This is a genomic window from Leptospiraceae bacterium, from assembly GCA_015075105.1.
In the GTDB taxonomy this organism is placed as follows: Bacteria; Spirochaetota; Leptospiria; order Leptospirales; family Leptospiraceae; genus JABWCC01.
In genome coordinates this window covers 1,276,267-1,292,237 of the sequence record JABTUZ010000001.1, presented here as the reverse complement: position 1 = coordinate 1,292,237, position 15,971 = coordinate 1,276,267, and the positions used below count along the sequence as shown (strand labels likewise).

The following is a 15,971-nucleotide window of genomic DNA, read 5'->3' as shown; positions in this document are numbered from 1 at the left end:
TTCACACCTCTCTAATTTTGGTTACGATTTTTATGTATTCGGAAAAAGTAATTTCTTTTGTGGATTTTTTTTCACTTGTGTCATATAAAAAGTTTCTCACTTTTTTAAAAAGCAGGTTTTTTCTTATGTTTTCTTCTTTGCCTTCTTTTTTTAGCTTTTTTAGGATTTTTTCAGGGTTTTCTCCATTAGATTCTTGGATTGCCCAAAGATTTACGTCTTCATCCGTTACCTCAATTTTTTCTTCTTCTGCAATTTTTAGCAGACTAACCCACTCTTTGATAAGTTTTTCCGAGTTCCTATTAAAATTTTCTTTAACTTCATTGAAAGGTTTATCGATCATTTTTGCGTATTCTTCCATAGAAATGTGGGGAAGATTTGCATAATGAACCATCCTATGAAAGTTATCGTTGGTAACCTCGTCTATCATGATACTCGGAATCGTAAACTTGGATTCTTCTATGACCTTGTCTGCCAATTCGTCCATAGCAATGGATTTTAATTCCTTTTGCATGTATCCATATTGAATATTTTTTATTTTTTCTTTTAACTCTGCAAGACTTGGAGTATTGTCCCATTCTAATGCAAGGTCATCATTTAATTCGGGTAAAATTACTTTTTGGATCCCTAAAACTTTAACTGAATACGTAAGTTTATCGTCAGGACTTGAAGGGGTTTCCGAGTCAGTAACATCCCTTGTGTCAATAGTGAATTCTAGTTGTTGACCTGCTTTTACACCGATTAAATGTGACTCGAATTTTTCAAACTTTTTCTCTGCGACTAAATGAACGCTTTCATGCTTCGGAAATCTCAGATTGTTTTTATTTGGAGAAACTGAATATTCAATTTCAACAATATCAAAATTTTCGCTTAATTCATTTTCTTCTTTGAGTTGAGTTTTCATCAACTGATTTTGAATGTCTTTCAGTTTTTCGGCAATATCTTCATCTGCAATTTTTGGTTTTTTTTCTTCGTATTTCAACTTTTTGTATTTATTCAACACTACCTCGGCGGGTGTAAAATAGGTAGCAGTTGCAATCATAGATTTCTTTCTATTAAAATCTTCAATTTTGAACTGGGGGAAACGAATCGGAGCAGGTGTAAGGGCCTCAATGATTTCATTGAACCCATCTTGTAATATGATATTGATTGCATCCTCGGTTACAGAGTCTCCAAGAATTTTTTCTACCATCTCAAGGGGAGCCTTCCCGGGGCGAAAACCGTCAATCTTTACTTTGGATTTTGCATACTCGTAAGCTTTTTTAAATCCTTTTTCAATATCATTTGCAGAAAAAGTAATCTTTAAATCTGCGGTTGCATTGTTGTTTTTTTTTACTTTGTATTCCATAAGATTGATTATGACCTTTGTAGTTAATTATAAAGAAATATTCAGACTCATACCGAATATTTTTGAGCGGGAAACGGGGCTTGAACCCGCGACCCCCTCCTTGGCAAGGAGGTGCTCTACCACTGAGCTATTCCCGCAATAAAAAATTTGCTAAAACCATTTTTGGATAAATAGAACTAATGTAAAGAATTAAATCTTTTTTCAACTTGAATTTATTATCTATGGAGTGAAATGTTTTTAATTTTTTGTAGGAGACTAACTACCTTTTTAACATAGGTCGTAAATATTTATAGACTGTATCCGCCATAATTTTATGGCCTTCTTCGGTAGGGTGGATTCCGTCCAGTTGGTTTAGAGAGTTTTCACCCGCAATTTTCTCCAATAAAAACGGAACAAGGATAATATTTTCTTCTATTTGTATTTCTGGAAAAATTTTTTCAAATTTACGGGCATAGATCGGTCCGAGGTTTGGAAATGTTTTCATTCCGAGTAATAATATCTTACAATCAGGGTATCTTCTTTTTACCATTTGAATAATTTGAATTAAATTGGACTTGATTTGCGACGGTGAAATCCCTCTCATGGAATCATTTGCACCAAGCTCCAATACAAATATATCTGGTTTTTTTGAGAGAGCCCAATCTAGTCTGGAAATCCCACCCGATGTAGTATCTCCGCTTAAACCTGAATTGATCGCAATATAACGAAAGTCTTCCTTGTCTAATTTTTTTTGGATTATTCCTACAAAAGAGTCTTCTTGGGAATCCAACCCCATTCCAGCAGTAAGGCTGTCTCCAAAAAATAGAATAGTTTTGGGAGAAGATTTTGTGTGGGTCGAATTTTCTATAATTTTTTCCTCTGTATGTTTTTCACAATAAAAAACACAAAATAGTAAAAGTAAAAAAATGTATTTCACTAAAAAAACCTCATTATGCACTTTCAAAATTGAATCGAATATGTTTCGTATTTGGTCAAGGGAAATTTAATCCATTGACATCCGTATGGTACCGGATAAAATACGAATAAAGGGCAACTTATGAAAATAAAAATTGTTCATCTCATATTATTGGCTTTTTTGGTAAGTATTTTTTTGACTCACTGCGAGGATAAAAAAAGAGAAAATACGGTAGGGGTTATCAGTTTTGTGAAAGGGAAGGCAGTGGTTGAAAGAAATTCAAAAAAAACTGATCTAAAATACGGAGAGAAGGTTTGGGAAGGGGATAAAATTTTTACATACAATAATTCTGTTTTGGTGTTAGTGTTTCATAATGATCTTGGGGAAATGGAGATTCAATCTAATACGGTTTTAACTATAAATTCATTATTAAAACAAATACAATCTATTCAAGTTCAAAAGGGAAGCGTTTGGACAAGAATCACAAAACTTGGAAAAGGGAATGAATTTTATTTACACACACCAACATCGGTTGCGAGCGTTCGGGGAACAAAATTTTATACATTCCAAATAGGAGCCTATCAAGGTACTTGTCATTGTGAAGGTCAGATTCAATTAGAGCTAAAAGATCAAGAATATAATAAAGTAAATTTAAAAGATATTTTGGTTTTCTATAAAGATAAGAAAAATGTTGTGATAAATCCGGAAGATTGGAAACCGCCTAAATCTAAAGAGGAAAGACACCGACATTCGCAAATAGATAACAGTCCATTGGGTCAGAGAAATAATTTGACTAAGGTAGAATCTGACATGCTATTGAAAACTATTGATGGACTGTTTCAAAAATAAGGAATTTGGACTTTACGCATTTTGAGAACGAAGGTATTTTATTTCGTGTACATAATAATTGTTGTAAAGTCAAAAGCCTTCAATAAACTGTAAATCGAAAATAAAAAATGTATTAATTAGTTACACTATAGGTATATGAACCCAGATAATAAAAAGAAAACCCCAAGAAAACTTAAGTCAAACGAAGAAAAAAAAACTTTTCACCCTAAGGACAAAGAAGATAAAAAACCTTTTCCAAAACGAGAGAATAAAGGTTCGAAAAAGAGTTTTTCTAAGGCTGGAGAATTGCCTAAAAAAGAATTCAGAGACAGAAAATCTTTCGGAGATAAAAAAGAATTCAGAGACAGAAAACCTTTTGGAGATAAAAAAGAATTCAGAGACAGAAAATCTTTCGGTGATAAAAAAGAATTCAGGGACAGAAAACCTTTCGGTGATAAAAATGAATTCAGGGACAGAAAATCTTTCGGAGATAAAAAAGAATTCAGAGACAGAAAACCTTTCGGAGATAAAAAAGAATTCAGGGACAGAAAATCTTTTGGAGATAAAAAAGAATTCAGGGACAGAAAACCTTTCGGAGATAAAAAAGAATTCAGAGACAGAAAATCTTTTGGAGATAAAAAAGAATTCAGGGATAGAAAACCTTTCGGTGATAAAACGGACAATCGAAGAAAAGAATTTTTTAAAAAAAACTATTCTTCAGAAACGAATGACGGCTTTGGGAAATCTACAGAAAGAAAAACTTCTTATCGTTCCGGTTTAGGAGAAGATCGAAATTTTATTAAAAATAGAAATTGGTCGGATAGGTATGAATCTGATACAGAAGAGTTTGATCCATATTCGGTTAGAAGAAGTGAATCTATTCCAAGAGATTCTTTCAGAAAAAATAAAAAGCATGAGTTGGTAGATGAAAAGCATTTTCCAAAGACTACAAAAAATTTTTTAATAAAAAAGAAAAAACCTGATCCAGAAGAAATCCATCGTGAAAAAATCAGCTTACTCTCCAAGTTAAATAAGAATACGAAATTTACTGATATACACGATGACGAGGATGATGAACTTCCTTCTGAGCTTAGAATCAATCGTTTCTTGGCAAAATGTGGGTTTGGGAGCCGTAGAGATTCTGAAAAACTAATCTCTGAAGGGAAGGTAAAAATAAACGGAATAATTGTGAATGATTTTTCTACTAAAATTCAAATAGGGAAAGATGAGGTAGAAGTTAAAGGAGAGATCGTTACCCCGATTTTGCAAAACTTTACAATTGCTTTCAATAAGCCTCCCGGATATATTTCTTCTCACTACGATTTGCACAATGAGAATACGGTATTTCATTTATTGCCAAAAGAATATAAGAGATTTTTTCTTGCAGGTCGGTTGGACATTACCTCTCGGGGTTTAATGATTTTGTCTTCAGACGGTGATCTAATTCAAACACTAAGCCATCCTTCTTTTCATCAAAAAAAAACGTATAGGCTTGTAGTGGAAAATTGCCCTGATGAAAAGAACTTAAGAGAAAGTTTTCTTCGAGGAATCGAGGACGATGGTGAATTTCTTAGAGCTAAGGAAGTTGAGGTATTGGATAAATCGAAAGGACTTGTGAAGGTGGTATTGGAAGAAGGCAGAAAAAGACAATTGCATAGAATGTTTGCAAAAGTTGGTGCCAAAGTTTTGGACCTTCAAAGAATTTCAATAGGAAAACTAAAGTTAGACGATTTAGATATTGCAGAAGGAGAATTCAAAAAGATTGAAAAGGAAGATATTTTTTATTAAAACACAAAAATGAATTTTATATCTATAAAATTTTTAGCCTTATTTATAGTTCTGTACGTTTTCTATTGGAATGTATCTTTAAAAAAGAAAAGAATTTTACTTATTATTGCTTCTTGTATATTTTATTCTTTTTTTAGTTTTAATTTTTTAATTCATTTAATTTTTATAATCCTAATTAATTTTTTAATGATCAAATATTTTTTACAGAAAGAGGTTTTTGTAAAATTAATCGTAGGGGTAAATTTATTCAATCTGATTCTGTTTAAATATTTTTATTTTGTTTTAGAGTTAATCGGTCAAATTTTTGGGATAGGGGTCTTATCTGAAAAAACAGAATTGAATAGATATTTTTCAAGTTTACTAAACTTAAAAGTTTTTGAATTGGTCTTGCCCGCTACAATCAGTTACTATACTTTTCAATTTATTTCTCTTGGGGTGGATTTAAAGAAAAAAGTGATTTCAGAAAAGGTAGAATTTTTCGATATAGCTTCCTATATTTTATTTTTACCGGTGATGATTGCGGGTCCAATTTTACGATACAAAGACATTCGTTCTCAATTTGAAAATCCGACTATGAATGAAAAAGACATGGCAGACGGGCTTTGGTTGATTTTAGTTGGGATTGTAAAGAAGATACTACTCTCTGATTTAATTGCACTCTCTATCTATCCAGTATTCTCAAAACCTGCGGATTACTCCGGTTTATCTCTGCTTTATACGAGTTATTTTTTTGCTTTTCATTTGTACTTAGATTTTTCCGGATTAACAGACATGGCAAGAGGAATCGGAAAGTTACTCGGATTTTCTTTGCCCGAAAATTTTAAGGCTCCTTTTTTTCTTTCCAACTTTGGAGACTTTTGGAGAAGGTGGCACTTGACTTTTTCCTTTTGGATTAGAGATTATATTTATATTCCTCTTGGTGGGTCAAGAAAAGGAGAGCTTAGAACTTCTTTCAATCTACTCATTACATTTATTTTGGGAGGGCTTTGGCATGGCGCAAGTTTGAACTTTGCCTTGTGGGGATTTTTGACAGGAATTTTTTTGTCTATTGAAAGGTTTTTTGGAAATTTACAATTCATGGAAAAGATTCCCAAAATACCTTATCTATCGTTTGGGTTAAAATATTTTTTTGTACTCCATATCTATTTGATTTCGTGGGTTCTTTTTTTTACTCCGGATGTAAAAACGGCTCTTCTTGTAATGAAAAATATAGCTATAATGAAAAAAGGTTTGGAGCTTACGGCTTTAGAAACAGGTTTTTATGTAGGGGTATTCACCTTTCTTTTTCACTCAGTTCAAGAGTGGCCGGATGCCTTTAGAAAGTTTGAAAAATACAAATATAGAATTTTGCCTTTTGGATACATCCTTGTGTTGTTGGTAATGATATCCAATCAGAGTGGTAACTTAGATTTTTTCTATGCAAAATTTTAGGACGCTATTATGAACAAGAAAAATTTTTATATTTACTACCCTTTGATTTTTCTAATTTTTTTATTTTTCATAGATAAAATTTTTAGTATTTCTTTTTTTAAAGAACGTTTTTTACAAACAGGGAATGCAGTCTATTACAAACATAGAGAATTGCTTTTAGAAAAATTAAAAAAAGACACAACTAATAAGAATTTGATCTTGGTGTTTGGTGATTCGAGGGGGTATTCCTATTCTGATCTTGCATTTGAAAAAAATTTTGTAAGAAAGAATTCTTGGAAGGTGTACAATTTCAGTGCAGCTCAGGCAGTTCCTGCGTATTCTTTTTACATGTTCAGGAAAGTTATAGAAAGTAAGGTGAAGCCTAAACTTGTTGTGTTTGCAGTTAGCCCGGAAGGTTTCGATGATTCTAAAAGACTTATATTTAAGCCTTTTTTAAGACTTGGGGCTGATAGAGAATTTATTTCTAAATATTGGAAATTTTTGCCGAAGGAAGACAGGTATGAATATTTTTTAGATAAGATTTTTGTGTATCGATCTTTGGAATTTGATTATAAGCTTTTATTGAATCGAATACAATCAAAATCTCTATCTCAATACGATCCGAAAACAAATTCAGAGATGATGATTTTAAATTTGTACAATGGTGCGCAAGTAGCCTACACAACTTTTCAAAACGATGATACAAAACTAAAAAAAGATTCTCTTAGAATGAAAAATATTTATTTCTCAAATTTTAAAATTGACTCTACTCAATATTTTTTCATTGAAGAAATGTTGAAACTTGCAAAAGAAAATGAAGTTATGGTAAATATTCTTTTCCCAAAAGTGTATCCAGATTATAAAAAAATCTATGATGAGTTTGATTTAAAAAATACATGGTGGAAAAAATTAGAAGAGTTGAGTGAAAACTACCAGATGAAATCTTTCAATTTAAATGAAGTTTCTAACTGTTCGTTATTTTACGACGCATCCCACCAGTCTAGTATTTGTTTTAACGAGCAGTTGAATTTTCTTTTAGATGAATACGAAAAAACCCATTCAAAAAAATAATTTTCTACACGGAAAATATAGTCCAAAAAATCTATGTGCAGACATTTTACGTCCAGATTATATTTTTTGAGTCTTCTAAAAATTTATTAAGACCAATTTCTGTTAGTGGATGCTTAATAAGAGTAGTAAAGGTAGAATAGGGGATGGTAACACAATCGGCACCGCGTAAAGCCGACTCTTTGAAATGGATCGGGTTACGAATGGATGCTGCCAATAGTTTCGTTTGAATCCCATAATTATCATAGATATTTCTGATTTCAGAAATTAACTCCAACCCATCGTGGCTATAGTCGTCTAATCTGCCAATAAACGGTGAAATATAAGTCGCTCCGGCGTTTGCTGCGATTAGAGCTTGTGGAGATGAAAAACAAAGAGTTACATTTGTGTCTATGTTTCTTTTGGATAACTCGCTTACTGCTTTTATTCCTTCGCCAATAAGTGGAATTTTTATCACTACATTTTCTGCAATTTCTTTTAGCTCAAGTGCTTCTTTCAGCATCCCTTCGTAATCTATAGAAATCACTTCGGCACTTACCGGCCCCTTGGTAATTTTGCAGATTTCTTTTATTACTTCTTTGAATTTTCTTTTGCTTTTTGCTATTAAACTTGGATTTGTGGTTACTCCGTCTAAAATTCCAAGGTCTGCAATTTTTTGGATTTCATCGACCTCTGCCGTATCTAAAAAAAGTTTCAATATATCCCCCTAAATGTTAGTTTAATAATTCTTTTAAAGTTTTGATTTCTGGTACTGAGAAGTATTCTTTGTATTCTTTTGCAATCATATCTTTGATACTTGCACTATAATAGTCCATTCTTCTGGAAAATGGTTTTTTTCTATACACATCTTTCCATTGCACTATATACCCTCCTTTGGGAGTGGCTTCATTTGCATTCGTAAGCTCCCAGATCACTGCTCCCCCGATTTTGTTATCATCCAACGATTCCTTCTTAGGTTTACCGTATTTATTTTCTATTTTTAATTTTAGTAAATCGCTTTCCACATAATTAAATAAAACTCCGACTGAATACAAGCTGCCTGTCCCATCGTGTTTCTGGTCTCCAGTTTTCGGATCTAATTCGGTAGAGGAGGTATCTACAATATTTTTTTCACGGGATTCTTTTACTATTGCAGGGGTCTTGTAAAATCTGTAAAGATAGTTAATTCCATTTCTTCTGATTAGAAGGCTTTCGTCTTTCACCTCATTTACGACTTCTATTTTTTCAGTTGAATTTGGATTTTTAGATAAATTTAGAAATTTATCTCGAATGGATTCGTAACTGGCTCCCCATTCAGATTCCCCGAATCCATCCAAACTGGACGATTCAGATTTTGGTCGATCTTGTGCATAACCTACAGTTGTGAGTAACAGGAAAAATAGTATAAGTCGTTTCATGTTAACTATATCGGAAAAAATCGAAAATGGATAAAGATTTATTCGTCCAAAGCGGATGCAATATTTTCAAAATTGATTTTTTGAACAAAAATAGTCTCAAAATAGCTTGTCGCTGAGTTATCAAAATTCGAGTTAATCGAATTTTGGTATGAATACAGTGAAAAGAAAAGGGCAGCGGAAATTAGTGAAATTCTAAATAGAATATTCCTTTTTTGTATTCTCCTTTTTTGGAAAACTTTTCCTGCAATTTCTTCTCCCCATCTTTCGCTTTGAACTTTTTTTTGAATTTGTGAATTTCTAGAGTTTCTCATTTATTTTCTACCTCCATAGATAGTTTTTTTATCATTACTTTCCCGCGAGAATTTCTGCTTTTTACGGTTCCTTTGCTGATATTCAATTTTTCAGAAATCTCTTTTTCGCTATACCCTTTATGGTAGTGGAGTAAAATTTCAGAATATTTTTTTGGGATTTTTTGGAGTAGGGTTAAATATTTTTCGACGAGTCCAACCTCAGAATCAATTTCTTCTGTTTTAGTTTGATTTTTTAATTTTTCGATTTTTTTTTCTTCTTTTTCCAATTTGGAATTCATTCTGATAGATTCATTTTTGGCGATAGTGTATAGCCAAGTGCTTAATAAAGAATCTCCTCGAAAACTATTCTTACTTAGCGATTTGTAAGCCCGGAAATAAGTTTCTTGGGCAACATCGTCAATAGCAAAAGAAAACCTCTCTCTGAGATGTTTGGAAATCGCAGAGAGGACGATCTTTTTTGTAGAGTTTACGATTTTCGCAAATTCTTCTTCAGTCATTGTGTTGAAATCTTTTTTGCATTTTTAGAATCAAATCTCCCAATTTATTTCTTTGCTCTGGATTTAAAACAGAATGAAACTCAATGAATTTTTTTAATATAAAACCTCTAAGTGCGATATGCTTTGCAGATTCAGCCTCAAAATATTTTTGTGCTTTTGCTTCGTCGATTTTTTCTTTTCTGATTTCTTCTACTAATTCTTTTGGTATTCTTTCTCCATGCCCGTGGACTTGAAGTTCTTGTCGTTTTGCAATTACTTCATTTTTCAGTTTTTCTAATACAGCTTTTTGGGTATCGTTCAAATCCAATTCTTTTGTCAATTTCTTAGTGATAAATTCTGTAAATTTTTGAAAAGAGGGTGGGTGGTGTCTTCTGCAAGCTGTAAAAGATACCCCTCCAATGATCATTAGAATTATAAATTTTGTAAATGTTTTCATGTTATTCTCCCTTATGCAAGTGAGACCTGAAATTTTTAATAAGGTTCCATGACTGATTAATAAAATCAGATTGTAAAATTGCTCACTGATTGAAACATAGAATCGTTAGTTTGGCTTAAACCATCTGACATATCTTTTAATGAAAGAGCTTGGGTATTTAGGTCTTCTGCACTTTGAGTTAAAGATTCTGCGCTATAAGATACCTCACTCAAGAAATTTTTCTGAATCATTAAGCTCGATTTGATTTCGTCGGAGTAGCTGTTGATATTGTCTAAATTTTCTGAAATAGTATTTGTTATCTCACTTTGCTTTTCAAATTTTTCTCTGATTTCGTTTGTGTAATTATTGATACTATCAAAATTGTTAATCACCGAGTGGATACTATCAAGAGTCAGATTCACCCTGTCAATCCCGGTTTGAATAGATTTTGAGGAAGTTGAAATGATTGATTCAATGTCTTTCACGCTGTGAAGAGTTTTATCGGCTAACTTGGTAATCTCGGAGGCTACAACTGCAAACCCTCGTCCACTCTCTCCAGCTCTTGCCGCTTCGATGGATGCGTTTAATGACAATAAATTTGTCCTATCAGAGATTTCAGTAATAATCCCTATAAACTCCGAAACTTGTCCTGTGCTTTCTTTTATGTTTTGGATCGCTTTTGCAATATCGCGTATTTCATTTTCACTGGTTAAGATATTGTTTGTGATATGGGTGATGAGGCTGTTTAATTGGTGGGTGATTTGTGCAATGTCTTTAAAAGAATTTATAAATTCTAAAATGATATTACTTACATTTTTTGTCGAGTCAACAGAACTTTCAATATTCTCATTGATTTTCTTAGAAGATTTTGACAATTCTAAAAAAGTAGAATGAAACTCTTTCGATTGTTCTGTCTGTATTCCTGCCGTATAGCTCAAATCAATAGAGTAGTTGGATAACTTTGTCACAATTTTATTATTTTCTAAGGTAGCTTGCTTCATTTTTGAGATCACTTCATAAATTTGATCTTTCATAATATGAACACTTGAAGAAAGCACCCCGATCTCATCTTCAGATTCTTTGATTGTGTAGTCGAACTTCAAGTCTCCCTTGGCTATTTTTTTTGTAACCTCTGTAAGACTTTTTAGAGGAGAGATTTTTTTATTTATAAAATATAGCATTACTCCTCCTCCAAGAATTAAAATAATAGTACTGATTGCAATCATTAGTAGAATAAACTCATTGATCAGATATTTATAGGTCGTACTTGGAATTCCAACATACAATATACCGATTACTTCTCCTTGTCGATTTAGGATTGGCTCGTAAGCAGTTTGATTCATAACACCCAACACATCTGCCGCACCGTAATAGGGTTTATTATTTTTTAATACAGTATTTTCTACGAGAGGAGATACTTTTGTTCCAACCGCTCTTTCTCCGTTCGGCTTTAATACGTTAGTTGTCACTCTTGTATTTCCTAAAAAAATCGAAGCTGTATTTCCTGAAATTTCTTTGATCATGTCAACTATTTCAAAATTATTGTTTATAAGAACCTCTCCCTTATAAAGAGAGTTTCCTCTTGCTGACCAATCTCCTGGCAGTCTAAGTTCCAGAAGCTCTTTTGAAAACCGTATATCCGATTTTAATTCTTGTTGTATTAGCTTTTCAAATTTGTCTTGGAAGGAGATGGAGGTGAATAGTGCAGTGGTGGAAAAACTTATTGCAATAACTATAGCAAATATCAGGGTAATCTGATATTTGATATTATTCAGGATGAGTTTCATGTTTTATTCTCGTATTATTCTTCAATTTCGGGTTCTTTTTTTCTTCCGGTAACTTTGCCTCTGGTAGGAAAATTAATATCTGGAATTTGTTTTCCGCTCATTTTATAAAGTAGTAGGGCCGCTATAATACAAACATTGCATAAAGTAAATAAAAATAGAGTTTGATGGTATAGACCATAAACAGATAAATTGGCAGCAATGAGTGAAACACCCATTCCGCATAAAATAGGAATTTCTTGGCTAAGTAATTTAACTAAGAAATGACCTTCATTTGTAAAAAGTAGATCTCCGAGGATTGCTTCTTTTAAGGAAGTGTAAGTAGCCATTAAAATCCCAAGAATAAAAAAGGACTGAAAAAAATAGTTACCGAATTCATTCGTATAGTGGGGAGAGCCGATTAACCCTCCAAGTAAAGACCAAAGATAAGAGAAAAAAGCAGAAAGAAAAAAAGCGATTCCCCCGTTTTGGATATCACCGTGAGATTCTATTACGGAAAGCATTTCTTTGGGAATGATTCTCAAAAAATCAATCAGCTCTTCTCTGGAAAAAGTATCTTTTTCTCTGTCACCAAAAAGTTTAAAATAATAGTTTAAAACACTGATTACACCGAAGGCTATACCAAAAAAAATTAGAAAAAGTAAAAATTCCATATCAGTGCCTAAAGTGCCTCATCCCTGTAAATACCATAATCAAACCGTGCTTATCCGCAGCCTCAATCACTTCTTCATCTCGAATAGAGCCACCTGGCTGGATGATTGCCTTAGCTCCCACTTTTGCGATTGCATCGATCCCATCTCTAAACGGAAAAAATGCGTCACTTCCCACATAAGTTCCAACAACTGACAGCCCAACTTTTTGTGCTTTTAAAGCTCCAAGCTCTACCGAATCTACCCTTGACATTTGACCTGCGCCTATCCCGATTGTGGAGTTAGTATCTGTGTAAACAATTGCATTGGATTTGATGAATCGAACACAATTCCAAGCAAACCATAACCCTTTAATATCTTCTTCGTCAGGTTTTAGTTTAGTCACTACTCTAAAATCTTTTTCTTGAATTGTATAATAGTCCCTGTCTTGGATTAAGATACCGTGGTGGATTGGTCGTAGGTCTATTTCTAAAAGTGCTTCTTTGAATTTTTCTATTTGGATTAGTCGGATATTTGGTTTTTTTGAAAACACGGATTTTGCTTCTTCTGTGAATTTTTCAGCGATTACTCCTTCTACAAAAACTTCTGTAATTTTAGAGGCTAGTACATCATCTACAACCCCGCTCACCCCGATAATTCCCCCAAACATAGAAATTGGGTCAGTTCTTTTTGCGAGTTCAAAAGACTCAAGGGTAGTTTCTCCACTGCCTATTCCACAGGGGTTTAAGTGCTTGATGATAGATACTGTATTTTTAGGCAAAAGACTTGCGATATGAAAGGCTGCGTCAAAATCGAGCATATTATTAAAAGACAATTCTTTCCCCTGAATAGGAGAAAAATCGCTCTTTGCGAGTAAAGGCTCGTAAAACGCCGCAGTTTGGTGTGGATTTTCACCATATCGCAAGTCTTGCTTTTTTCTAAAGGAAAGTGTAATTTTTTCTGGGTATTTTATTTTTAATAGTGAGGTCAGGTGATTAGAGATCACCGAGTCGTAAGAGGCAGTGTTTCTAAAAGCTTTTACTGCAAGCTCAAAAGAGGTAGTTTTTTTTACCGAGCCACTGTTTTCATCCATTTCTTTTTTTAAAACTTCATAATCGGACAAATCTGTAATTACTACTGTATGTTTATAATTTTTAGCCCCACTCCTAAGCATGGAAGGTCCACCAATGTCAATATTTTCAATTGCCTCTTCTATGGTTACATTTGGTTTTTGAATTGTGGATGCAAATGGGTAAAGGTTTACTATGATTAAGTCAATTGAAGGAATTTTGTGAGAGAGTAATTCTCTTTCGTGCTCTTTATTGTCCGGGTCACCGAGTAGTCCCCCATGGATTTTAGGGTGAAGAGTTTTGACCCTTCCACCAAGTATTTCAGGAAATCCTGTATAAGAATCCACAGAGGTCACATTCACTCCATTTTTACTTAGCTCAGAAAGTGTGCCTCCTGTGGACAAGATTTCTACGCCGTGCTTTTCTAAAAATTTGCCGATTTCGACTAAACCGGTTTTATCGCTTACGGATATTAGTGCTCTTTGGATTTTAATCATTGTAAAATAGTTACCTTTCTACCTATTATTTGAATTTTGTCTTCACAAAAATATTTTACCGAAAGCGGTAATATCTTATGCTCTTCTTTTAGTATTTTATAAGTCAAATCTCTTTCTGAAATCAAATTTTCTATTTTTACTACTGCTTGGAGTATAATCGGACCAGAATCTACTCCTTCGTCAACAAAATGGGTCGTGCAGCCGGTAAATTTTACTCCATAGTCTAAGGCTTGTTTTTGTGAGTTTAAACCAGGAAAAGAAGGCAATAGAGATGGGTGGATATTGATAATTTTATTCGGAAAATTGGAAATAAAATCTTTGTTTAGAATCCTCATATACCCTGCGGTAACAATCAGATCGGGTGAAAAACTAAGGGTTGATTTTATGAGATCCGAGTGAAACTCTTGCTTATTTGAATAATTTTTGTAGGGCAGTACGATTCTTTCTAAATTGTAGTTTTTTGCAATTTCGAGAGCTTTTGCATCAGGGTTGTCTGTAATCAGGGCGACCGGATTTGCGGAAATTTTCCCGGAATGGATAGATTTCATTACGGCTTCAAAATTCGATCCTCTACCGGAACACAAAAAAATGGTTTTTTTCTTTAGCTTTTTTTTGAATAACACTTGCAGACTTTTTTAAAATGATTTAAGTTTCCTAATAACGACCATTAAGACCCCGCCTGTTTTTGTCGAAGAATATTTCAGGAGAAAAAAATGTCGCTTGCAAGAAAAGAAAATTTAGTTTCAGGGTATGACCAATACAAAAAGAATGAAGTGGCTACTGTAAGCCAGGGCAAGCTGATTGTAATGCTGTATGAGGGTGCAATTCGCTTCCTGAAAATTGCTTCGGAAAATATGACTCCACGAAAATACGATTTGGTAAATAACAATATTATCAAAGCCCAAGACATTGTAACCGAGCTGATCTTGGCTTTGAATATGGACGAGGGGGGTAAAATGGCAAACGACCTTTTAAGTATCTATGTATATATCAAAAAACGCCTCCTTGAAGCCAATATGAAGAAGGATTCTGCAATCATTAACGAAATCTTAGGGTATTTTACCAATCTAAAAGAGGCATGGGAAGAAGTGGCCAAAAAAGAAACGAGTGCAGGCAATCAAGTTTCCATTGATAGGGGAGCGGGGTTCTCGATCCGAGGATGAAAAAAAAAGTAGCTAAAAGCCTAAATTTAGAAAGTCTTTACGAAAAAAAAATTACTGTTTTAAGTGAGCTTTCTAAAAACCTGCACAGGCAGATGGATATTCTAAGCTATGGAGATGGTGAAGGAGCTGCAAAAATATCTTTTCAAAACGAAAAGATGATTCAAAAGTTAGACGGAATAGACGAAGAAATCGGGATTGTCGGTGAAAATTCTCCTCAAAATGTCAAAATGATCTTTCTTTCAGAAAAAATTTTTACTCTTTTAGAAGAAATTAGAGGTGCTCATTCTAAAGTAACAGAGCTTTTTGAAAAATCTGTTCACTCTATGAAAAAAGAATTAAATACAATTCAAGCAAAAATTCAATTAAAAAAATATCTTCGTAGTCCCAATTCGTTTTGGAAAACTACAATTTCATAGACGCAGTTCTTTTTTTTGGATTAGAAAAGAATTTCTCTCGAAAAGAATTTCAGAAGGCTTACCACGCCCTATCTATGAAATACCATCCCGACAGGGGAGAATTTACCTCTGACGTTTTATTTATCGAGCTTGTAAAATACAGAGAAGTCATCGAAGAGTATCTAGAGAACCGTGAAAATCTTGACTCCAAGAGTATAAAAAACTCGAAAGATTATCAAATTTACAGAGAGGCTAAATTTATAGAGAATGAATCTATTTTAAATTATTTTAAAAAAAGAGACGGGCTTAAAATTTCATTGAAAGAAAACGAAAACCCTGAGCTAAAGATCTTAAAAACAAAATTAAATTCTGCAAAAGAGAAATACGAAGAGATACTATCAAATTACCCGAAGAGTATATGGTTAGAAGATTCAAAAAATTCGATTCAAAGAATTGAAATCTGGTTTCATTAAAATTTT

At 33.3% G+C, this 15,971-nt stretch carries 18 protein-coding genes and 1 tRNA gene; 7 read left to right on the top strand and 12 right to left on the bottom strand.

What is annotated here, in order from left to right:
* Position 1: 1 nt before the first annotated feature.
* From tig to HS129_06320, 3 genes are all read right to left on the bottom strand, one after another.
* On the bottom strand, positions 2-1,345 hold the full coding sequence (gene tig / locus HS129_06330; GenBank protein ID MBE7411668.1) for a trigger factor: 1,344 nt from the start codon (positions 1,343-1,345) through the stop codon (positions 2-4).
* Between the two features lie 65 nt (positions 1,346-1,410).
* A tRNA-Gly gene (locus tag HS129_06325) sits at positions 1,411-1,482 on the bottom strand.
* Positions 1,483-1,604: 122 nt separating this feature from the next.
* Positions 1,605-2,261, bottom strand: coding sequence for an arylesterase (locus tag HS129_06320; protein MBE7411667.1), 657 nt, complete (start codon positions 2,259-2,261; stop codon positions 1,605-1,607).
* 120 nt (positions 2,262-2,381) lie between these two features.
* Between HS129_06320 and HS129_06315 the strand changes: the two genes are divergently transcribed.
* From HS129_06315 to HS129_06300, 4 genes are all read left to right on the top strand, one after another.
* Positions 2,382-3,089 carry a FecR domain-containing protein gene (locus HS129_06315; protein ID MBE7411666.1) on the top strand — a complete coding sequence of 236 codons (708 nt, stop codon included), beginning with the start codon at positions 2,382-2,384 and terminating at the stop codon, positions 3,087-3,089.
* Positions 3,090-3,224: 135 nt separating this feature from the next.
* Positions 3,225-4,856, top strand: a complete 1,632-nt coding sequence (locus HS129_06310) for a pseudouridine synthase (protein MBE7411665.1) — start codon at positions 3,225-3,227, stop codon at positions 4,854-4,856.
* A gap of 9 nt (positions 4,857-4,865) precedes the next feature.
* Positions 4,866-6,287, top strand: a complete 1,422-nt coding sequence (locus HS129_06305) for an MBOAT family protein (protein ID MBE7411664.1) — start codon at positions 4,866-4,868, stop codon at positions 6,285-6,287.
* A 9-nt stretch (positions 6,288-6,296) separates the two neighbouring features.
* A complete protein-coding gene (locus HS129_06300; protein MBE7411663.1) occupies positions 6,297-7,337 on the top strand; it encodes a DUF1574 family protein in 1,041 nt (346 codons plus the stop codon).
* Between the two features lie 46 nt (positions 7,338-7,383).
* Here HS129_06300 and fsa read toward each other — a convergent pair whose 3' ends face one another.
* The 9 genes from fsa to HS129_06255 form a co-directional block, all read right to left on the bottom strand.
* Positions 7,384-8,031 carry a fructose-6-phosphate aldolase gene (fsa, locus tag HS129_06295; GenBank protein ID MBE7411662.1) on the bottom strand — a complete coding sequence of 216 codons (648 nt, stop codon included), beginning with the start codon at positions 8,029-8,031 and terminating at the stop codon, positions 7,384-7,386.
* A 16-nt stretch (positions 8,032-8,047) separates the two neighbouring features.
* Entirely contained in the window at positions 8,048-8,731 is a 684-nt protein-coding gene (locus tag HS129_06290; GenBank protein ID MBE7411661.1) for a hypothetical protein, read from the bottom strand.
* A 38-nt stretch (positions 8,732-8,769) separates the two neighbouring features.
* Positions 8,770-9,042, bottom strand: coding sequence for a hypothetical protein (locus HS129_06285; GenBank protein MBE7411660.1), 273 nt, complete (start codon positions 9,040-9,042; stop codon positions 8,770-8,772).
* Complete coding sequence (locus HS129_06280; protein ID MBE7411659.1) at positions 9,039-9,539, bottom strand: RNA polymerase sigma factor; 501 nt, start codon at positions 9,537-9,539, stop codon at positions 9,039-9,041. The genes HS129_06285 and HS129_06280 overlap by 4 nt, the downstream gene beginning before the upstream one ends.
* The gene (locus tag HS129_06275; GenBank protein MBE7411658.1) at positions 9,532-9,975 is read right to left on the bottom strand and encodes a Spy/CpxP family protein refolding chaperone; all 444 of its coding nucleotides are present in this window, start codon (positions 9,973-9,975) and stop codon (positions 9,532-9,534) included. The genes HS129_06280 and HS129_06275 overlap by 8 nt, the downstream gene beginning before the upstream one ends.
* A gap of 65 nt (positions 9,976-10,040) precedes the next feature.
* Positions 10,041-11,741, bottom strand: a complete 1,701-nt coding sequence (locus tag HS129_06270; protein ID MBE7411657.1) for a cache domain-containing protein — start codon at positions 11,739-11,741, stop codon at positions 10,041-10,043.
* A gap of 14 nt (positions 11,742-11,755) precedes the next feature.
* Entirely contained in the window at positions 11,756-12,391 is a 636-nt protein-coding gene (locus HS129_06265) for a hypothetical protein (GenBank protein ID MBE7411656.1), read from the bottom strand.
* A 1-nt stretch (position 12,392) separates the two neighbouring features.
* Positions 12,393-13,934, bottom strand: coding sequence for a bifunctional phosphoribosylaminoimidazolecarboxamide formyltransferase/IMP cyclohydrolase (gene purH, locus HS129_06260; protein ID MBE7411655.1), 1,542 nt, complete (start codon positions 13,932-13,934; stop codon positions 12,393-12,395).
* Complete coding sequence (locus HS129_06255) at positions 13,931-14,563, bottom strand: phosphoribosylglycinamide formyltransferase (protein ID MBE7411654.1); 633 nt, start codon at positions 14,561-14,563, stop codon at positions 13,931-13,933. The genes purH and HS129_06255 overlap by 4 nt, the downstream gene beginning before the upstream one ends.
* A gap of 84 nt (positions 14,564-14,647) precedes the next feature.
* On the opposite strand from HS129_06255, the gene fliS reads away from it, so the two are divergent.
* Genes fliS through HS129_06240 form a run of 3 tightly spaced genes read left to right on the top strand, consistent with a single transcriptional unit; the run spans position 14,648 to position 15,965 of the window.
* Positions 14,648-15,097: a flagellar export chaperone FliS gene (gene fliS / locus HS129_06250; GenBank protein MBE7411653.1), complete on the top strand. Its 450-nt coding sequence runs from the start codon at positions 14,648-14,650 to the stop codon at positions 15,095-15,097.
* Complete coding sequence (locus HS129_06245) at positions 15,094-15,513, top strand: hypothetical protein (protein MBE7411652.1); 420 nt, start codon at positions 15,094-15,096, stop codon at positions 15,511-15,513. Before fliS ends, HS129_06245 begins: the two co-directional genes overlap by 4 nt.
* On the top strand, positions 15,492-15,965 hold the full coding sequence (locus HS129_06240) for a molecular chaperone DnaJ (GenBank protein ID MBE7411651.1): 474 nt from the start codon (positions 15,492-15,494) through the stop codon (positions 15,963-15,965). The genes HS129_06245 and HS129_06240 overlap by 22 nt, the downstream gene beginning before the upstream one ends.
* Positions 15,966-15,971: the final 6 nt, after the last annotated feature.